Origin of the sequence: Spiroplasma endosymbiont of Amphimallon solstitiale, from assembly GCF_964030965.1 — a bacterium.
In the GTDB taxonomy this organism is placed as follows: domain Bacteria; phylum Bacillota_I; class Bacilli_A; order Mycoplasmatales; family VBWQ01; genus Spiroplasma_E.
In genome coordinates this window covers 2,085,278-2,105,295 of record NZ_OZ034999.1, presented here as the reverse complement: position 1 = coordinate 2,105,295, position 20,018 = coordinate 2,085,278, and the positions used below count along the sequence as shown (strand labels likewise).

Annotated in this window: 21 protein-coding genes and 2 pseudogenes; 13 read left to right on the top strand and 10 right to left on the bottom strand. The window is 23.4% G+C overall.

From position 1 onward, the window contains the following. Window positions 1–126 precede the first annotated feature (126 nt). From rsmA to pth, 3 genes are all read left to right on the top strand, one after another. Window positions 127–972 carry a 16S rRNA (adenine(1518)-N(6)/adenine(1519)-N(6))-dimethyltransferase RsmA gene (rsmA, locus tag AAHH39_RS13055; RefSeq protein WP_342218395.1) on the top strand — a complete coding sequence of 282 codons (846 nt, stop codon included), beginning with the start codon at window positions 127–129 and terminating at the stop codon, window positions 970–972. Window positions 973–1,235: 263 nt separating this feature from the next. Further along, the gene (locus tag AAHH39_RS13050; RefSeq protein WP_342218394.1) at window positions 1,236–2,246 is read left to right on the top strand and encodes a ribose-phosphate pyrophosphokinase; all 1,011 of its coding nucleotides are present in this window, start codon (window positions 1,236–1,238) and stop codon (window positions 2,244–2,246) included. A 5-nt stretch (window positions 2,247–2,251) separates the two neighbouring features. After that, complete coding sequence (gene pth / locus AAHH39_RS13045) at window positions 2,252–2,815, top strand: aminoacyl-tRNA hydrolase (protein ID WP_342218393.1); 564 nt, start codon at window positions 2,252–2,254, stop codon at window positions 2,813–2,815. 19 nt (window positions 2,816–2,834) lie between these two features. On the opposite strand, the gene AAHH39_RS13040 is transcribed toward pth, so the two are convergent. Next, complete coding sequence (locus AAHH39_RS13040) at window positions 2,835–3,092, bottom strand: hypothetical protein (RefSeq protein ID WP_342218392.1); 258 nt, start codon at window positions 3,090–3,092, stop codon at window positions 2,835–2,837. A 118-nt stretch (window positions 3,093–3,210) separates the two neighbouring features. Between AAHH39_RS13040 and AAHH39_RS13035 the strand changes: the two genes are divergently transcribed. The 6 genes from AAHH39_RS13035 (at window position 3,211) to AAHH39_RS13605 (ending at window position 9,183) form a co-directional block, all read left to right on the top strand. Next, entirely contained in the window at window positions 3,211–4,773 is a 1,563-nt protein-coding gene (locus AAHH39_RS13035) for an adenylosuccinate synthase (protein WP_342218391.1), read from the top strand. A 2-nt stretch (window positions 4,774–4,775) separates the two neighbouring features. Then, the gene (purB, locus tag AAHH39_RS13030; RefSeq protein ID WP_342218390.1) at window positions 4,776–6,077 is read left to right on the top strand and encodes an adenylosuccinate lyase; all 1,302 of its coding nucleotides are present in this window, start codon (window positions 4,776–4,778) and stop codon (window positions 6,075–6,077) included. Window positions 6,078–6,214: 137 nt separating this feature from the next. Next, on the top strand, window positions 6,215–6,865 hold the full coding sequence (locus AAHH39_RS13025) for a hypothetical protein (RefSeq protein ID WP_342218389.1): 651 nt from the start codon (window positions 6,215–6,217) through the stop codon (window positions 6,863–6,865). 208 nt (window positions 6,866–7,073) lie between these two features. Then, complete coding sequence (gene metG, locus AAHH39_RS13020; protein ID WP_342218388.1) at window positions 7,074–8,657, top strand: methionine--tRNA ligase; 1,584 nt, start codon at window positions 7,074–7,076, stop codon at window positions 8,655–8,657. A 22-nt stretch (window positions 8,658–8,679) separates the two neighbouring features. After that, window positions 8,680–8,853 carry a hypothetical protein gene (locus AAHH39_RS13015; protein WP_342218387.1) on the top strand — a complete coding sequence of 58 codons (174 nt, stop codon included), beginning with the start codon at window positions 8,680–8,682 and terminating at the stop codon, window positions 8,851–8,853. A 9-nt stretch (window positions 8,854–8,862) separates the two neighbouring features. After that, entirely contained in the window at window positions 8,863–9,183 is a 321-nt protein-coding gene (locus AAHH39_RS13605) for a glycosyltransferase (protein ID WP_425288931.1), read from the top strand. Between the two features lie 185 nt (window positions 9,184–9,368). On the opposite strand, the gene AAHH39_RS13010 is transcribed toward AAHH39_RS13605, so the two are convergent. Beyond that, window positions 9,369–9,779, bottom strand: coding sequence for a hypothetical protein (locus tag AAHH39_RS13010; RefSeq protein ID WP_342218386.1), 411 nt, complete (start codon window positions 9,777–9,779; stop codon window positions 9,369–9,371). 247 nt (window positions 9,780–10,026) lie between these two features. On the opposite strand from AAHH39_RS13010, the gene AAHH39_RS13005 reads away from it, so the two are divergent. After that, window positions 10,027–10,359 (top strand): hypothetical protein, encoded by a 333-nt coding sequence (locus AAHH39_RS13005; protein WP_342218385.1) that lies wholly within the window; start codon window positions 10,027–10,029, stop codon window positions 10,357–10,359. Window positions 10,360–10,424: 65 nt separating this feature from the next. Here AAHH39_RS13005 and AAHH39_RS13000 read toward each other — a convergent pair whose 3' ends face one another. After that, entirely contained in the window at window positions 10,425–10,946 is a 522-nt protein-coding gene (locus AAHH39_RS13000; RefSeq protein WP_342218384.1) for a ferritin-like domain-containing protein, read from the bottom strand. A 411-nt stretch (window positions 10,947–11,357) separates the two neighbouring features. Here AAHH39_RS13000 and AAHH39_RS12995 point away from each other — a divergent pair, with 411 nt between their 5' ends. Then, window positions 11,358–11,633 (top strand): transposase, encoded by a 276-nt coding sequence (locus AAHH39_RS12995; RefSeq protein WP_342218383.1) that lies wholly within the window; start codon window positions 11,358–11,360, stop codon window positions 11,631–11,633. A 161-nt stretch (window positions 11,634–11,794) separates the two neighbouring features. On the opposite strand, the gene AAHH39_RS12990 is transcribed toward AAHH39_RS12995, so the two are convergent. After that, window positions 11,795–13,033 carry an IS256 family transposase gene (locus tag AAHH39_RS12990; RefSeq protein WP_342219300.1) on the bottom strand — a complete coding sequence of 413 codons (1,239 nt, stop codon included), beginning with the start codon at window positions 13,031–13,033 and terminating at the stop codon, window positions 11,795–11,797. 94 nt (window positions 13,034–13,127) lie between these two features. On the opposite strand from AAHH39_RS12990, the pseudogene AAHH39_RS12985 reads away from it, so the two are divergent. Further along, window positions 13,128–13,529, top strand: a pseudogene (locus tag AAHH39_RS12985) (IS5 family transposase); the annotation flags it as partial. Here the strand turns inward: AAHH39_RS12985 and AAHH39_RS12980 are convergent. From AAHH39_RS12980 to AAHH39_RS12960, 5 genes and pseudogenes are all read right to left on the bottom strand, one after another. Then, window positions 13,526–14,011: an SGNH/GDSL hydrolase family protein gene (locus AAHH39_RS12980; RefSeq protein ID WP_342219360.1), complete on the bottom strand. Its 486-nt coding sequence runs from the start codon at window positions 14,009–14,011 to the stop codon at window positions 13,526–13,528. The pseudogene AAHH39_RS12985 and the gene AAHH39_RS12980 sit on opposite strands and share 4 nt — an antisense overlap. Before the next feature lie 94 nt (window positions 14,012–14,105). After that, window positions 14,106–14,681 (bottom strand): hypothetical protein, encoded by a 576-nt coding sequence (locus AAHH39_RS12975; RefSeq protein WP_342218382.1) that lies wholly within the window; start codon window positions 14,679–14,681, stop codon window positions 14,106–14,108. Further along, on the bottom strand, window positions 14,654–15,670 hold the full coding sequence (locus tag AAHH39_RS12970; RefSeq protein WP_342218381.1) for a hypothetical protein: 1,017 nt from the start codon (window positions 15,668–15,670) through the stop codon (window positions 14,654–14,656). The genes AAHH39_RS12975 and AAHH39_RS12970 overlap by 28 nt, the downstream gene beginning before the upstream one ends. Window positions 15,671–16,064: 394 nt before the next feature. Continuing rightward, window positions 16,065–17,303, bottom strand: coding sequence for an IS256 family transposase (locus tag AAHH39_RS12965; protein WP_342219293.1), 1,239 nt, complete (start codon window positions 17,301–17,303; stop codon window positions 16,065–16,067). A 156-nt stretch (window positions 17,304–17,459) separates the two neighbouring features. Next, a pseudogene (locus AAHH39_RS12960) lies at window positions 17,460–18,434 on the bottom strand (IS256 family transposase); the annotation flags it as partial. Window positions 18,435–18,863: 429 nt separating this feature from the next. Between AAHH39_RS12960 and AAHH39_RS12955 the strand changes: the two are divergent. Then, window positions 18,864–19,037 carry a hypothetical protein gene (locus AAHH39_RS12955; RefSeq protein WP_342218379.1) on the top strand — a complete coding sequence of 58 codons (174 nt, stop codon included), beginning with the start codon at window positions 18,864–18,866 and terminating at the stop codon, window positions 19,035–19,037. A gap of 360 nt (window positions 19,038–19,397) precedes the next feature. Here the strand turns inward: AAHH39_RS12955 and AAHH39_RS12950 are convergent, their stop codons facing one another. Continuing rightward, the gene (locus AAHH39_RS12950; protein WP_338956698.1) at window positions 19,398–19,808 is read right to left on the bottom strand and encodes a hypothetical protein; all 411 of its coding nucleotides are present in this window, start codon (window positions 19,806–19,808) and stop codon (window positions 19,398–19,400) included. Window positions 19,809–20,018: the final 210 nt, after the last annotated feature.

Sequence of the window (20,018 nt, the reverse complement as noted above, 5' to 3'; positions counted from 1 at the left end):
TATATGTTAATATTACCACATGTAGATTTGCTAGTAGTAAATTTAGCATATATGATTAGTTGGCTAACTATTTATTTAATTATTACTAGTATATAATTAACTAAAAATGTGAATTGGAGAATAATAATGGAAAATCCAAAAAAAATATTGAAAAAATACGACTTACATGCAGTTAAAAAGTTTGGACAAAACTTTTTAATTAATAATAATATAATTGATAAAATTGTTAAAACTAGTAATTTTAAAGATGAAGATGGCATTGTTGAAATTGGAGCGGGCATTGGTCATTTAACCAATAAATTACTCAGCACTGCGCAAAAAGTTTTGACAATTGAAATTGACAAAAAATTAATTCCTGTTTTAGAAAAAGAGTTAAATGAATACAAAAATTTAAAAATTATAAATGATGATTTTTTAAATTTAGATTTAAAAAAAATCATTAATGAAGAATTTGCAATAAATCAAAAAATTCATGTAATTGCAAATTTGCCTTATTATATTACTTCACAAATTGTTTTAAAATTATTAGAAAATATTGAATTATTTGATTCATTTACATTAATGATGCAAAAAGAAGTTGCACAAAGATTTTGTGCTAAACCCAAAACTAAAGTATATAATAATCTTTCTGTTATGTGTCAATTTTATTGTGATGTTAAAATTATTTTTGATGTTAGTCCTAATAATTTTACTCCGATACCTAATGTCACAAGTAGTGTTGTTTATTTTAAAGTAAATCCTAAATTTCAACTTGATGAACCACAATTATTTTGAAAATTTGTAAGAAGTTGCTTTGTTAATAAGAGAAAAACATTAGTTAACAATTTGGGTATTTATTTAAATAGCAAAGAAAAAGCCGTTAATTTAATTAACGACTTATCTTGATCATTAACAATAAGATCTGAAGAATTAACATTTTCAATGTTTTACCAGTTATTTACTATTATTAATAATAAATACCTTTCAGAATAATTATTAAAATTAATGATATTAGAATGTGGATAATAAGTATATAAAACACCTCAGCAATAATCCTTGTTTATTAATAAACATATTTTTAAATATTTATTATCCGTTAACTATTATAATGATTTTATTTTTTCTTGCAAAAGATATAACTTTTTATTAATTATTTTTAATTAATAGTCTTTAAATTTAATATACTTAAATTGTAATAAACATTGTATAATGAAATTATAATTATAATTTTTTAGAAACATGTAAAGGAGGATTTAATGAATAATGTAGAAAACATTGTAGTTTTTGGTTTAAGTGCTAGTCAAAAATTTACACAAGAAGTTTGTAAAAAACTTAATATTGAACCTGGAAAAGCAGAAATTAGTCGTTTTGCTGATGGTGAATTTAACATTCAATCTATAACATCAGTACGAGGGAAAGTGATATATATTATCCAATCAACTTCGCCGCCAACTAATGATAATTTAATGGAATTATTAATTTTTGTTGATGCTTTAGTTCGTGCATCTGCTGCCAAAATTCATGTAGTAATTCCTTATTTTGGTTATGCTCGTCAAGATCGAAAACAAGGTGGTAGACAACCTATTACTTGTAAACTTGTTGCAAATTTATTAACTGTTGCAGGTGTTGATCGTGTTATTACTGTTGATTTACATTCACCACAAGAACAAGGATTTTTTGATGTTCCTGTTGATGATTTACGAGCAACTCAAGATTTAGCATCTTATTTAATTGAAGAAAATTTAACTAATTTAGTTGTTGTATCTCCAGATCATGGTGGTGTTACTCGTGCTCGAAGATTAGGTAATTATTTAAGTGTACCTTTGGCAATTATTGATAAAAGAAGAACAACTCCTAATCAAAGTCAAGTTAAGTTTGTATTAGGAGATGTTAAAGAAAAGAATGCTATTATTATTGATGATATGATTGATACAGGTGGTACTATTATTAATGCAGCAAAAGCTATTAAAGAACATGGTGCAAAATCAGTTTATATTTTAGCTACTCATGGTATTTTTAGTGGTCAAGCTTCAAAAAATTTGAAACAAGCTGTTATTGATGGAATTATTAAGGAAGTTGTTATTACTAATACTATTGAAATTTCTGAAGAAAAAAAATTTAATGGCTTAAAAATTATTTCAATTGCTGATTTCATTGCAAAAATGATTGATGCTTCAATTAATAATAAATCATTAACGAAAGTTTATGATGATAAAACAAATGAATTAATAAAAAAAATAGTAAAAAATAATAAAGAGGAAATTTAAAGTAGATGAAATTAGTTATTGGATTAGGAAACCCAGGTAAAGAGTATGAATTGACACGTCATAATATTGGTTTTATTATTATCGATATGATTTGTGAAACATTACAATTAAAAATTAATCAAACTAAATTTAATGGTCAATATGTTAAAACTGTTGTTAACGGCACTGATGTTATTTTTTTGAAACCATTAACTTTTATGAACTTATCAGGTTTTTGTGTTTCAAATTTTATGAATTATTTTAAAATTAAAATTGAAAACGTGTTAATTATTCACGATGAAGTTGATTTAAATTTTGGTCAATTTCAATACAAACAAAAATTTAGTGCTGCTGGTCATAATGGAATTAAAAGTATTTTTAATCAAATTGGTAGTAAAGATTTTCAAAGATTAAGAATTGGTGTTGGTAAAAATCCTAATTTTAACACGGCTGATTGAGTTTTGAGTAAGTTTAGTAATGATGAGTTAAAGAATATAAAAGATCATAAACAATTTTTTGTAGAAAGCATTAGTAGTTGAACTACTGATAGTAAATTTGAAAATATTATGAATAAATATAATAAAAAATAATTAATATATTATAAAAATATTAAAGAATATTTTCATTTTTATGTTTTCTACATAAGTAAACATAAAGTTGTGTTTCTTTTTCTTTTTTAATTTTTTCTAATTCTTTTTTTATTTCTTCAATTAATAAAATATCATTTTGTGTTTGCTGATATTGATTTATTTCATTTATTTTTTCAAGTTTTGCTTCTAGTAATTTTTGCTTACAAATAGGACAAAGTTTGTCAAAATCATCATTATTATTATTTTGAAAACTGTCATTATCAAAATTTCATTTCATTTTTTAAGTTTCCTTTACTAGTTTATTTTAATAACAATATTTTGATAATCATTATTAAATAATTATATAATTAATTTATAAATTTATAAATACTTTTTTTGAGTATAAAGGAGACAATATGAAAGCAAAAAAAAATATAATCAAACCAACAATAGAAAAGGCAAAAACTAAAGTTGAACAACTTAATAAAACTATTAAACCAAAAGTTAAAGATGTAAAAAAAGCAACTAAAGTAAAAACGCAATTAATAAAAACTGACACTCTTAAGCCAATCATTAATAAGATGAAAGTAGATTTTGAAAAATCAAAACATATAATAAAAGAAGAAAATCAAAAAATTACTAATAAAATTGTCAATACTAAAAATATTTTAATATCAAAAATTGATCAACCAAAACCATTTAAAACTACTGCTATTATTGGTTGTCAATGAGGTGATGAAGGAAAAGGTAAAATAACTGACTATTATAGTCAAAATTCTGATGTTATTGTTCGTTGAAGTGGTGGTGATAATGCCGGACATACAATTGTTTTTGATCATCAAAAATATAAATTAAGTATTATTCCTTCTGGTATCTTTAATAAAGATTCATATTGTGTTATTGCTAATGGTTGTGTTGTTAATCCAGAAAAATTAGTTTCTGAAATTGAATATTTAAAAGCTGCTGGTTTTAGTTGTCAAAATTTACGAATTTCTGATCGTGCTCATATTATTTTACCTTATCATTTAGCATTTGATGAATATGAAGAAAAAATTAAGGGTGATAAAGCTATTGGCACTACTAAAAAAGGAATTGGACCTTGTTATGCTGATAAAGTTAATCGGATTGGAATTCGAATAGGCGATTTATTAGATAAGGATCGGCTATTAGAATTGATTACTGATAATTTGTTAATTAAAAATAAAATATTAAAAAATGTTTATGGATATGAAAAAGAATTTAATGCGCAAACAATATATAATCGTTTATTAGAATTACTACCATACTTTAAAGATTTAATTATTGATACTGGTCAATTTTTAAATGAACAATTAGTTAGAAATAAAAAGATATTATTTGAAGGAGCACAAGGTACTTTATTAGATTTAGATCATGGTACATATCCTTTTGTAACATCTTCTAATCCAAGTGCTAGTTCAATTGCTATTGGTTCAGGTATTTCTTTAAAAGCAATTAATGAAATTATTGGTGTAACTAAAGCATACAGTACAAGAGTTGGTGCTGGTGCGTTTCCTAGTGAAGTTTTTGGTAAATTAGCAGATTATATTCGTATGACTGGTAATGAATATGGCACAGTTTCAAAAAGACCAAGAAGAATTGGATGATTTGATGCAGTTATTGCTAAGTATAGTGCACAAATTAATGGATTTACTAGTTTAGCTATTATGTTGTTAGACGTGCTTACTGGGATTGAAACATTAAGCATTTGTACGCATTATACTTTAAATGGCGAAATAATTAGATACATACCTTCTCAAATTAATAACTTTAATAAATGTCAACCACATTTTATTACTATGCCTGGATGAAATGAAGATATTACTAATATTACTAGTTATGATGAATTACCAGAAAATGCTAAAAATTATTTAAAAAAAATTAGTGAGTTGGTGGGTGTTCCAATTAGAATATTTTCTGTTGGTTCAGATCGTAAACAAACTATATTTATTAAGGGGTAAAAATGATTAAACGTTACGAAACAAAAGCAATGACTAATATTTGAAATATGAAAAATCGTTTAAACTTATGAATGAATTTTCAAATTGATGTTTGTGAATCATTACAACATTTAAATATAATTCCTCTTAAAGATTTTCAATTAATTAAAAAAAATGCTAAGTTAGATATTGAATTAATGAATAAATTAGAATTAGAAACTAAGCATGATGTAGTTGCTTTTACTAGAATGTTAAGTGCTAACTTAAAAACTGAAAGTCGTTGGATTCATTATGGTTTAACTTCAACTGATATGGTTGATAGTGTCCAAAATCTACAAATAAAATTTTCAAATGAAATTATTGAAAAAGCTTTAATTACTTTACAATTGAAATTAAAAGAGTTAGCGTTTAAATATAAAAATCAATTAGTAATTGGTCGCAGTCATGGTATTTTTGGTGAACCAACTTCATTAGGATTAAAATTTGCTTTATGATACGATGAAATAAATAGACAGTTAGTAAGGTTGGAATTAGCAAGAAAACAAGTTGAAGTTATTAAGATTACGGGTGCTATGGGTAATTTTGTTCATATTTCGCCAAAAGTTAGTGAATTTATTGCCAAAAAATGAAAAATGGAAGTTGACAGTTGTGCTACCCAGGTAGTACAACGTGATCGTTTGATTTTTTTAATTACACAATTAAGTTCAATTGCTACAACAATTGAAAAAATAGCTTTAGAAATTCGTTTGAGTCAACGTAGCGAAGTTAATGAACTTTTAGAAGGATTTTCTATTTCACAAAAAGGTTCAAGTTCAATGCCACATAAAAAAAATCCAATTGGTTCTGAAAATATTTGTGGTTTAGCAAGATTAGTTCGAAGTTATAATAGTATAGTATATGAGAATAATTTATTATGGTATGAACGTGATATCTCACATAGTTCTAATGAACGCATTATGTTACCTGATATTTATCATATATTAGATTTTATTATTAATAGAATGACAAATATTTTAGATAATTTAGTAATTAATACTAGTGCCATGGCAAATAATATTGCTAAAGCTAATGAACTTTATTTTTCACAAGTAGTTTTATTGGCTATTATTAAAAATAATCCAAAAATAACACGTGAAATTGCTTATGATTTTATTCAAAAGTGCACTTTAGAAGCACAAAATAAAATGATTAATTTTAAAGATGTATTAATAAAGAATAGTATTAATCAATATTTAACTAGTGAACAGTTAAATGAATGTTGTAATAATAATATTTTTTTAATAAATGTTGATTATATTTTTAAAAAAGTTTTTAAAGATAAATAATGTTTAATATTAAATTTAATTAGCATTTAATTTATTAATTTTTGTTTTTTTATTTTATCTAATAATCAATAAATATAAAAGATTAAGAAAATATTGTAATTAGTCACTAGATTATGTCAGTTTAAGGAGTGAAAATTATGAAGAAATACAAAATCGATAATAGTTTTCCTTTTATAAATCAACATTTTAATTTTATTACAAGCTATGATGATAATGAAGAACACTTTTATGATGTTTTAGATGATCGATACTTAAAAGATAATGGAGAAATAGATATTAATTTATTAAAAAAGAAAATTAATAAAATAAAAATAATATTATATTATATTAGTAATAAGAAATATAAATGTGAAAAAACATTGCAGTCAAATATTAAAAAACAATCTATATTTCTTTCTTATAATATAAATAGTATTAAAAAGTTAGAAATTTTCGAAAAACAAAAAACAAGTAAAATTTTTAAATTTAAGAATAAATTAGTTAAGTTTTTAACTTTTGGTTATTATAATTTTGAAAAAAAACGAATTAACAAAATAGTATGTGAAAAAGTTAATATAAGTAATCAAAAAGAAGAATTGAAAAAGGTTGGATTAAAAATTTTAAAACTTAATAATATTTTAGAAAAAATAGAAAAAGAAAAAAGAAGACAATGAGAAAAAAATGATCTTTTGAGACATTGATATGATTTTGCAAGTTCAAGAAAATTACAAAATCAACCATTAATGAGTAACGGTAATCAGTATTTACCAGTAAATAATTATGATAATGAAAAAAGTAGTGTTATTTAACACGTAAATAGTGATTATCAGTTTTACTTAAATGTTGATATAGATGCTGTTAACTCTGATAATGGTTTTAATGAAAATCAATATCAACAAAAATGTTCCATTTTATAAAAAAATAAAGATTAATAAAATATTATTAATTTAAATAAGTATTACAATAAATAATACTATTTTAATGTAAAATTATAATTATTAAATTTAGGAGCAAATAATGACAAAAAAATTTTATATTACTACCCCTATTTATTATCCTAGTGCTAAGTTACACTTGGGACATGCTTATACAACAATTATTGCTGATGTTTTAGCTCGCTATAAGAAAATGCAAGGTTATGAAGTATTCTTTTTAACTGGAAGTGATGAACATGGTCAAAAAATTGCTAAAAAGGCGGATGAAAATAAACAAACTCCACAAAAATTTGTTGATGATATTGTTGTTGGGTTTAAGAATTTATGAAAAAACTTAAATATTGATTATGATAAATTTATTAGAACAACTGATAAAAATCATATTTTAAGTGTTCATAAAATATTTAGCAAATTATTAAAACAAAATGATATTTATTTGGGAAAATATGAAGGCTCATATTGTATTTCTTGTGAAGAATTTTTGACAGATAGCCAAATTAATAAAACTAATAATACATGTAAAATATGTCAAGGTAATATTATTACTTTATCAGAACCATCATATTTTTTAAAATTGGAAAAATATACTAAACAATTATTAAAATATTATGATGAACACCCATTATTTTTATGACCACTTAATCGTAAAACGGAAATGATTAATAATTTTATTACGCCAGGTTTAGAAAATTTAAGTGTTACTAGAACGAGTTTTACTTGAGGGGTACCAGTATTAGAAAATCCAAAACATGTTATTTATGTTTGAATTGATGCATTAAGTAATTATTTAACAGGATTAGGTTATTTACAAGATGATGACATTAATTTTAAAAAATTTTGACTAGATTCAAATTGTGAAATTGTGAATTTAGTTGGTAAAGAAATTAGTCGTTTTCATATGATTTATTGGCCAATTTTATTAATGGCATTAAACTTGAGACAACCAAATCGAATTTTGGCCCACGGTTGAATTACTAATGAAGAAGGAAAAATGTCAAAATCAAAAAGTAATGTTATTGATCCTTTAGTATTAGTAAATCGTTATGGTGCAGATGGATTACGGTTTTTTTTAATGAAAGAAATTATTATTGGTCATGATGCAAAATATAGTCATGAATTATTTTTAAATTGTTATAACTCTTATCTTGTTAATGATTTAGGTAATTTGCTTTCGCGAACAGTTACAATGATCATTAAATATTGTGATGGTAAAATTCCCAAAGTTAATTTAAATAAGTTACAACCAGAAGCAATAGAAATAATTAAAATTATTAAAAGTACTATTAATGATTTTAATATTGAAATGGATGAGTATCAAATTCATGAAGCAATTAATGTCGTTTTTAAATTAATAACTAGTGGTAATAAATTAATTGATTTAACAAAACCATGAGATTTACATAAAAATAATAAAACTATTGAATTACATAATATTTTAAATTTATTAGCAAATATTTTAATTATTAGTAGTGCTTTATTAAGTCCAATTTTGGTTAATAGTTCATTAAGAATTCATGAACAATTGGGTGTCTTAAAAATTACTAAACCAATAGTCAATATTAACTTGAATGAAGTTTTTAATAAATCTGTTAATAAAAAAGAGTTATTATTTCCAAGATTAAATATTGAAGATGAATTATCATTTTTAAACAATGCATTTAAATAAAATATAAGAGTTATTAAAAAAAATGCCAATTATAGATAATAAATATCCAATTCATTTTGTATGAATTGGAAAAATACCAATTACTGTAAGAAATAATATAATTTATGCGGCTTTATTACATCAACATGAACGTGAAGTTATTTTATGAATTTCTAAAAATGAAAAAAATAGAGAAATTACTGAAAATGAAAAATAACAACATAAGTTACTTAATAATATTAAAATTATTAGTTTAAAAGAAATAGAAAATTTAAAAAATAGTGATGTATTAATATTTGAACAAATATTTAAAAATAATAGATTAGCAATTAAAGAAAAACTAAAATCAGCATCAGATTTTATAAGAATTGTTATATTAAACCAATATGGAGGCATTTATTTAAATGGTGATGTTGAATTAAAAAGTTCAATCCCTAGATTTCTTTATGCTTGTTATGGTATTTTATTAAATATTAAAATTAAAAAAAATGATAATTATAAATTATATTTTGATACAGATTTTTACTTTAATTTTGTAGAAAAGTAATGATACATGATAAAGTGTTATTTTTAGAGAATTTTTCTTTAATTTTGTAGAAAAGTAATTATACATGATAAAGTGTTATTTTTAGAGAATTTTTACACTAAATAATGTTACTTTTAACAAATTTTTAATTAAAAATAATATTTTAAGTGTAAATTGATGAATAATTTTTGGTCATCCATACTTTTCTACATAATTAAAAGAATTTTTACACTAAATAATGTTACTTTTAACAAATTTTTAATTAAAAATAATATTTTAAGTGTAAATTGATGAATAATTTTTGGTCATCCATACTTTTCTACATAATTAAAATACTCTTCTGATATTTTTTGTAATCTTCTTTGTTTATTATATTCGGTTTCATTTATTTCATTTCAATTATTGGAACCATGTTGATAACCAATATCAAAAGAAGAAAATAATTCTGATGGAAATGCCATTTTTCTAAAAGTCTTTAATGAAAAATATAAATTATTTTTCATTGAATAAAAATCTACTCCTATATATTGACTATTAGCAGCATATAATATTTCTTTTTCTTCTTCTTTAAAATTATTTTCAATTATATCATTAACAATTTTTTGAATTTTTACCAATTCTCCTACATCATATGTTGGATTATTTTTTTGATCTAATTCTTCTCTTAATTCATTTATTACCTTACTAATAATTTTAGAATGCTTTGTGACAACAATTACATCATAAAAATCTTTTAATTATGTAGAAAAGTATGGATGACCAAAAATTATTCATCAATTTACACTTAAAATATTATTTTTAATTAAAAATTTGTTAAAAGTAACATTATTTAGTGTAAAAATTCTCTAAAAATAACACTTTATCATGTATCATTACTTTTCTACAAAATTAAAGGAAGAGTATGCAAAACAAATAAAAATAATAGAAAACATTTCAATAATGATTACATTTGAGGGTAATTATAGTGAAAAAAATAATTTTTTATTTCAAAAGCATTTTCAAAAACTTAAAGAGATTTATAATGAGTATATATGAGTAATAATTAATATTAAAACTGATTTAGGAGAAAATAAGTTAAAAGTTATTGAATGAAGTAATAAAAGTAAAGATGAAATAAATATTGAATGTAAAAAAAGAGAATACAGTTTAAATTATCAAGCAGAAGAAAATCAAAAAAATACAACAAAATTTTTATAAAAAAATAAAAAATGTATAATTTTTTTTATACATTTTTGGTGAAAATCAAGAGTTAAATATGAAATTTATTCGGGTTCATAAAATGGAACAATAACTTTTAAAGTATCTGGCTCTTCAGTTTTTAGTAAACGTTTGTCAATTTTATAAAGGTTACTATTAGACATTGCAATTCAATCCAATAAGTCTTTTTCATAAGCAATTTCTTCATAGAAATCAATTAAGAATCAGTCATAAAATTTCGCAGTTAAATTATCATTATTTTCATGAGCACTTTTAACAAGTTTATTAGTAAAATCAAGTAATTCTTCTTTAGTAGATTTTAATTTTTTTAATGCTTCTTCAATGTTTTTTGTAGTAAAAGTTGGAACTTTAATGTCTTTAATTTCAACTTGAGCATCTTGATCCATTAAATAGTTACAAATTTTACGAATATGAACAACAGCATCAGCTGCTTCTACTTGGAAGAAGCGTGCAAACCCAGGATATCCTTTTTGATTTGCATCATTACTTAATTTAAAACTAAGCATTTGATATTTTAGATGTTCACTAATATAATCATTTAGATCATCGTTAATTTTTTTAATCATTAAATACACCTTCTTTCTTGGCTTTATATGTATTATACTACTTTAATACTATATATATTAAAATAAATTAAGAATAAAAATATTGTTAATTAATTGTTTCTGTTACATTTTTTATGAAGTAAGTTCAGTGAATAGTTCAAGACCAATTTGATCATGTGCTCATTTATTTGGATGAACATAATCAAAGAAAAAATTATTATTAATAGTTTCTGGAGTTGTTCCATCAATATATCTTGGATTTAAATTTAAAGCTAAACCGGGAATTGATCATTTTATTGATTCATTAGTAATATTTTTTCTTATTTCTTGTGCTTCAGATAATAAATCACTAAAATTAGTTTCTAAGAACCTGTTTAGAATCTTTTCGAAAATAATGTAAAATGATTATATATTTTAAAATAAGAGGTATATATGCATAAAAATTATCCAAGTCATGTCACCAAAGAACAATTTGAGAACATAAAATCAATTTTAGAAAATAGCAAAAAGAAAACAAAACCAAGAAGTTTAGATTTATATGAAGTATTTTGTGCAATTTTATATGTATTAAAAAGTGGTTGTCAATGAAGAATGCTACCAAAAAATTTTCCAAAATGACAAACTGTATATTATTATTTTCAAATTTGAAGTAAAAATAATGGTAAAGAACCTAGTGTATTGCAATTAATTTTAAAAAAAATTAGTTAAAAAAGTTCGTATCAATAATAATCGCAAAGAACAAACTAGTTTTTGTATAATTGATTCGCAAAGTGTTAAAAATACAGATACTACTGAAAATAAAGGTTATGATGCTGGTAAAAAGATTTCGAGGCTTTTTAGAAATCTGTGTATCTTTGTTTTACAAAGTACTAGTTCAGATTAATTCTGTCTTCAAATTTTATCATAAAATGAGCAATTGCTGTATTTCAATTTTGAATAGGCAATGTTCATTTTTTTGTTATATTTTCAATTGCTAAATAAAATATTTTAAAAACTGACATATCATTAGGAAAAGCTTTTTTGTTTCTAATAACTTTTCGTAATTGACTATTAACAGATTCAATAGCATTTGTTGTATAAATTACTCTTTTGATTTCTGCAGGATAACTAATAAAAATCATCAAATTTTCTCAATTTTTATATCAAGATTTAGCAATTTGGGGATATTGTTTATTTCATTTACTTTCAAATGATTCTAAAGCTTGCATTGCTTGTTCTTCACTACATGCACTATAAATTGGTTTTAAATCTGTAACTAGAGTTTTTCGATGTTTGTATGAAACATATTTTAAACTATTTCGAATTTGATGAACAATGCATAATTGATGTTCTGTTTTAGGATAAACTGCTTGTATTGCTTCTGACATGCCTGTTAAATTATCACTACAAGCAATCAAAATATCATTTAAGCCTCGATTTTTCATTTCTGTGAAATTAGCTAATCAAAATTTAGCACCTTCATTTTCACTAATTCATAAGCCTAAAACATCTTTTTTACCTTCTAAATCAACTCCTAATGCTATATAAACTGATTTATTAATAATCCGTTTATCTTGTCGAACTTTAACTACTATACAATCAAAATAAACAATCGGATAAATGCTTTCTAATGGTCGATTTTGTCATGTTTTGACATCATCAATAACATCATCAGTAATTTGACTAATAACACTTTCACTAATATCAGCACCATGATATAACTCTTGTAACTGCATTCTAATGTCAGATAGAGTCATACCTTTTGCATATAGTGAAAGCACTTGTTGATCAAAACCATCAAATCTTCGCTGTCTTTTTGCAACTATTACAGGAGTAAAATCACTATTGCGATCTCTTGGTACATCAATCTCAATTTTACCTTGTTGAGTTATTAATTTTTTTGAACTTGTACCATTACGAGCATTTTCAGTATTACTATGTTGATTTTTTTCATATCCTAAATAATTTTGCATTTCAGAATTCAACATTTTTTCAACTAAACGTTTTGTTAATTCTTTATATAAACCCCCTTCTTTAAAAACTGTTGTTAAATCTTCAGTATTTTCTAATAATAAATCTACTGCTTTTGATATTGGATCATTATTATTAATATTTTGTTTTTTAGCCATCTGTAACTCACTCTTTCTAGTCATTTAATTATATTTACTAGAATTAATTAAACATAGTTATTTTTGTAAGTTACACAGATTACTAAACATTGCCAAGATTTCAGGCATAAAACGTCATATTGTTGTTGATTCTCAAGGTTTACCACATGCAATTTACATAACCACAGCAGAAAAAACAGATCGTAATAGCGCTATAATAATGATTGAAAATGAAAAAGAAAATCTTTCTGCAGTTCAAAAAATAATAGTAGATGCTGGTTATACTGGTGAAAAATTTGCTTCTGAAATCAAAACAATCATAAATGCAAATGTTGAAGTGATAAAACGTAATGAATTACATACTTTTGTAGTATTACCAAAAAGATGAATTGTAGAACGAAGCTTTGCTTGATTAGAAAAATACAGAAGATTATGAAAAAATTGTGAAAGAAAACTAAATACTAGTTTACAAATGGTTGTTCTTTCATTTATTTCAGTTTTATTAAAAAGATTCTAAACAGGTTCTAAGTCAAACGGTCTGATATTAATATCAGAATTATTTTTTATTAATTCAGTAATTTTATCATTTCATTTGTTATTATATTCATTTGATAAGTGGTTTGCTACTTCTTTAACAGATTGTTTTTCATTAACATATTTTGGAATATTACTAATGTTAGGCACATTGGCAATTATTAAATTTTGAGCACCAGCATTAATTAATGTATCAACAGTTTCAAACTCAGTTGTTATTGCATTATTAATAATTGACTCTTGTTTTGCTGTTGAATTTTCATCCATAGCAGAAAGCAGATCATTACCACCTATTTCAATAAAAATATCATCATTTTTTTGTATTTTATGATCTTTTAATAATTGATTAGCTTGGTGGTCAATAGAATAATGATTTAAGAATAATTGATATTCTCAACTATGATTTTGTCCAGCTTGTGCTCCACCTACAGCATAGTTATTACCTTTTTGATATCAAGCTGGTAATAGTTCTGTTCCTAGTTTTTTCGCTAAAATACTAGCAGCAACATCGCATTAGTAAATGAATTATGATAAAAAGGCTCTTGAAATTTAACTTTATCTATATTTCAAGTATCATAAGTAAAAAATAGGGAGATTTTAATATTACTTTTACATCTTTAAATTGTCAAATATCATCAGGTGTAGGATGTATTGGACTTGATTTTAATTCGAAATAATAAGGTAATAAAATTTTATTATCATCATTCAAACCTTTATTTATTGATAATATTGAATAAATATATTCTGATAACATGATAAATATTTGTTTGAAAATTTTTATTTGTTTTAAATTAATATAGTTTGGATAATCTAATTTTCATTGTTTAAATAAATTAGTAATAACATCTTCGGGCTTTTGTCCTTCAAATTTTGCTCGTAATTTTGCTATTTCATTTTTTGGTTTACCATTTTTGTCTTCATATGTAGCACCTTCAAAATTTCTATTATAATTATATGTATAACTTAGCATATCTAATAATAATTGTTGTAAACTATCATTAGTTGGTGCATCTTTAATTTCAATTTCAATATCATCAAATCTATTATTAGTTGCAACATATTGATAAAATTGACTTTCACCAGCAAAATTTCAAACTTCTTTATCTTTTAATTCTTTTTGTTTTTTAATGGTCACTTACCATCTCAAACAGTACCCATTTCATATCCTAATCAAGCATGTGTCACTCTTGCATTTTTAATAACTTCTCTTCTTGTTTCAGTTCCAGTACTAATTTTAATTAAATCTAAAACTGATTTTTCTTGTCCTATAAATTGCTTTGCTAAATTTCAAGGTAATATTTGTTCACTAAATCATTGTTGTAATATTCTAACTTTTGGTTGAGTTTCAATAGGCATTGATAATAGCGGAAATGCTATCTTATCTTTAACAAATAACTTTGGGTATACTTCCATATTGTCAACTTCACCAAGTACCTTTATATTGCCAAAAATCATGCCTCTAGGTGCTTTAATTTTTAAACCAATTACTTTGGTATCTTTATCTAATGGTTTTTGTAATTTAATAATAATTGGATAACCATCTCGTGTTTTAAAATCTTTAATTTTAATAATAGTAATACTTTTAGTACTTCTTGTTTTTGGATTTTGATAAGGTTGTGAATAATTATTAATGATGTATAAATTATCAATGTTAGTTTCATTTAATGGTTCATTTATACTAACTGCATATAATTTAAATTGATTTAATAAATTTATTTCTTGAAAAATTAAGTTTTTAATATCAGTCATACTATATTCAATAGTATTGTCATTGATATTTGTACTTGCTCTTTGATTTAATTGCATAGTAAAGTCTGATGTTTCAACAGCAATAGTTTTTAATACTTTATCAATATCAATAAAACCTATTTTAATAGTATTTGCTGAAAATCTTAAACTATTATTTTCATTATTTTTAAATAAACGTTCAATTTCATAAATATATATAGTTCTTTTTTTAAATTCATCATATGCTCTATTAATATCAGGGTCACTAGTAGCACCCATCATATTTGTAAAATCATAAGGAATATTATCAATTAAATAATCATTTTCTACTTCTGCTTGATTAAGTTTAGTTTGTTTCTGCGGAAACTTCGTTTGTGGTTTGTTGTTGTCTTCCATTGTTCTCTCCTATTAATTGGTTATTTTCGCGATTAAATAATTTTAATTTAACAGTTAAATTATTAATTTCTTGTTCATCATTAATATTAAAGGTTTTACTATTTAATAAATCTTTATCTAAGCGTACTAATATTTGAATAAATTTAAGAATATCAATATTAAATTGTCATAATTTTTGTTCAATATAATTAATAGTTGAAATATTTACTGCAGTACTTTCTTTTAATTATGTAGAAAAGTATGGATGACCAAAAATTATTCATCAATTTACACTTAAAATATTATTTTTAATTAAAAATTTGTTAAAAGTAACATTATTTAGTGTAAAAATTCTCTAAAAATAACACTTTATCGAGGCTTTTTAGAAATCTGTGTATCTTTGTTTTACAAAGTACTAGTTCAGATTAATTCTGTCTTCAAATTTTATCATAAAATGAGCAATTGCTGTATTTCAATTTTGAATAGGCAATGTTCATTTTTTTGTTATATTTTCAATTGCTAAATAAAATATTTTAAAAACTGACATATCATTAGGAAAAGCTTTTTTGTTTCTAATAACTTTTCGTAATTGACTATTAACAGATTCAATAGCATTTGTTGTATAAATTACTCTTTTGATTTCTGCAGGATAACTAATAAAAATCATCAAATTTTCTCAATTTTTATATCAAGATTTAGCAATTTGGGGATATTGTTTATTTCATTTACTTTCAAATGATTCTAAAGCTTGCATTGCTTGTTCTTCACTACATGCACTATAAATTGGTTTTAAATCTGTAACTAGAGTTTTTCGATGTTTGTATGAAACATATTTTAAACTATTTCGAATTTGATGAACAATGCATAATTGATGTTCTGTTTTAGGATAAACTGCTTGTATTGCTTCTGACATGCCTGTTAAATTATCACTACAAGCAATCAAAATATCATTTAAGCCTCGATTTTTCATTTCTGTGAAATTAGCTAATCAAAATTTAGCACCTTCATTTTCACTAATTCATAAGCCTAAAACATCTTTTTTACCTTCTAAATCAACTCCTAATGCTATATAAACTGATTTATTAATAATCCGTTTATCTTGTCGAACTTTAACTACTATACAATCAAAATAAACAATCGGATAAACGCTTTCTAATGGTCGATTTTGTCATGCTTTGACATCATCAATAACATCATCAGTAATTTGACTAATAACACTTTCACTAATATCAGCACCATGATATAACTCTTGTAACTGCATTCTAATGTCAGATAGAGTCATACCTTTTGCATATAGTGAAAGCACTTGTTGATCAAAACCATCAAATCTTCGCTGTCTTTTTGCAACTATTACAGGAGTAAAATCACTATTGCGATCTCTTGGTACATCAATCTCAATTTTACCTTGTTGAGTTATTAATTTTTTTGAACTTGTACCATTACGAGCATTTTCAGTATTACTATGTTGATTTTTTTCATATCCTAAATAATTTTGCATTTCAGAATTCAACATTTTTTCAACTAAACGTTTTGTTAATTCTTTATATAAACCCCCTTCTTTAAAAACTGTTGTTAAATCTTCAGTATTTTCTAATAATAAATCTACTGCTTTTGATATTGGATCATTATTATTAATATTTTGTTTTTTAGCCATCTGTAACTCACTCTTTCTAGTCATTTAATTATATTTACTAGAATTAATTAAACATAGTTATTTTTGTAAGTTACACAGATTACTAAACATTGCCTACTAGTTTACAAATGGTTGTTCTTTCATTTATTTCAGTTTTATTAAAAAGATTCTAAACAGGTTCTTATATCAAGATTTAGCAATTTGGGGATATTGTTTATTTCATTTACTTTCAAATGATTCTAAAGCTTGCATTGCTTGTTCTTCACTACATGCACTATAAATTGGTTTTAAATCTGTAACTAGAGTTTTTCGATGTTTGTATGAAACATATTTTAAACTATTTCGAATTTGATGAACAATGCATAATTGATGTTCTGTTTTAGGATAAACTGCTTGTATTGCTTCTGACATGCCTGTTAAATTATCACTACAAGCAATCAAAATATCATTTAAGCCTCGATTTTTCATTTCTGTGAAATTAGCTAATCAAAATTTAGCACCTTCATTTTCACTAATTCATAAGCCTAAAACATCTTTTTTACCTTCTAAATCAACTCCTAATGCTATATAAACTGATTTATTAATAATCCGTTTATCTTGTCGAACTTTAACTACTATACAATCAAAATAAACAATCGGATAAATGCTTTCTAATGGTCGATTTTGTCATGCTTTGACATCATCAATAACATCATCAGTAATTTGACTAATAACACTTTCACTAATATCAGCACCATGATATAACTCTTGTAACTGCATTCTAATGTCAGATAGAGTCATACCTTTTGCATATAGTGAAAGCACTTGTTGATCAAAACCATCAAATCTTCGCTGTCTTTTTGCAACTATTACAGGAGTAAAATCACTATTGCGATCTCTTGGTACATCAATCTCAATTTTACCTTGTTGAGTTATTAATTTTTTTGAACTTGTACCATTACGAGCATTTTCAGTATTACTATGTTGATTTTTTTCATATCCTAAATAATTTTGCATTTCAGAATTCAACATTTTTTCAACTAAACGTTTTGTTAATTCTTTATATAAACCCCCTTCTTTAAAAACTGTTGTTAAATCTTCAGTATTTTCTAATAATAAATCTACTGCTTTTGATATTGGATCATTATTATTAATATTTTGTTTTTTAGCCATCTGTAACTCACTCTTTCTAGTCATTTAATTATATTTACTAGAATTAATTAAACATAGTTATTTTTGTAAGTTACACAGATTACTAAACATTGCCTACTAAAATCTGAATATTTTGATTTTACAGATATAAATAATATTAAATTAAAAAATAATGATATCAGTCAAAATGAATTATTTAAACTTGATGATAATCAATTTAACTGATTATCTATTACAAATGAATTAGAAAGCAATAATATACCTTCATTAATTCCTGCTGATTGAACATTAGGTAATGGTGAATATGGAAAATATTTTACAAGAGTAATTATTAGTAATAATAAAATTGAAAATTTTTTAAATTTATATGGCTCAAATAAATCACAATTATTTTCTAAATTAGAATTTTATGAAGAGATATTACAAATTGATAATAAAAATGAATTTGAATTGCAAATTAAAAATCCAATTAATAATTTAAATCGGATTGAAATTAGTGGAATATTTGGTGCTGGTAATTATGATTTAATTTTAATAACTGACAAACAAGAAATAAAATTAACCAATATTAATTTATTTGACAAATATAATGAAAATATTTCTTATATTAATTTAGAAATTTAAATGTTATTTATTAAAATAACCATCTGGATAATTGCCATCCCATTGTATATCTGTTCTTTCAATACTCCTCCATTATAAAATTTTGTTTTTTTAGGATTATCAGCAAAATATATTTTAAATTCACTTTTTATAGAAACTGAAATACCATGAATGTCTGACATTCATATTTTCTGAACGTCCATTATAGGTTCTTTATATGAATTTAAATAATATTTAAGTCCATTAAGATTATGGGTAAGCACCCCCCATGATTAATCCTATTGTTCCGGTTGTAGCACCAGTTAGTGCTAATGCTAATGTTATTTTACTTAAATTTGTTTTTATTCATGTTTTCATATTAAATTACTCCTTTTTTAAATTTTATAAAACTGTACGACTATTTGAGCAATAATTACTTTTTTCATCAGTTTGAATTTGATTATTATTTATACTATTTACTCATTTTTGACAATTTTCATTTTTTCATTTTTTTTCAAAAAATAAATCTCATTTTATAATCACTTTTTTAAGTTTATTTATTTTTTCATTTAATTGCATAATTTTGATTCTATTTTCTTTGTTTTTATTAATTTTTCCAAAAGTAAAAATTGTAATAAAAAAATTTTTTATTTTTGGTTCTTTTTTAATTTTTATTATTTCATTATTCATATCAGTAATTGTACTTTTTGCAAGTTCAATTTTTTCTTTAAATATTTGTTCAGTTGTTTCTCTTGAATTTGCCTTTTCTAAAAAATTAAAAATTCAATTATATTCTTCTTCAATAATATTCATTATTTTAATTACTCCTTTTCTTTGATTTTACTTTTAAATTGTACTATTTTTGATTATTTTTACAAGTATGCTTTTAAATGCAAAATAACAGCTAAATTAAAGTCATTTATTTTGTGATACCTATACTAATTAATTATATTGAAATTGTTTATTATATTTTAAATATGAAAGCATTTTTTAAAATAATTTTTATTTTATTTAAAATTACAC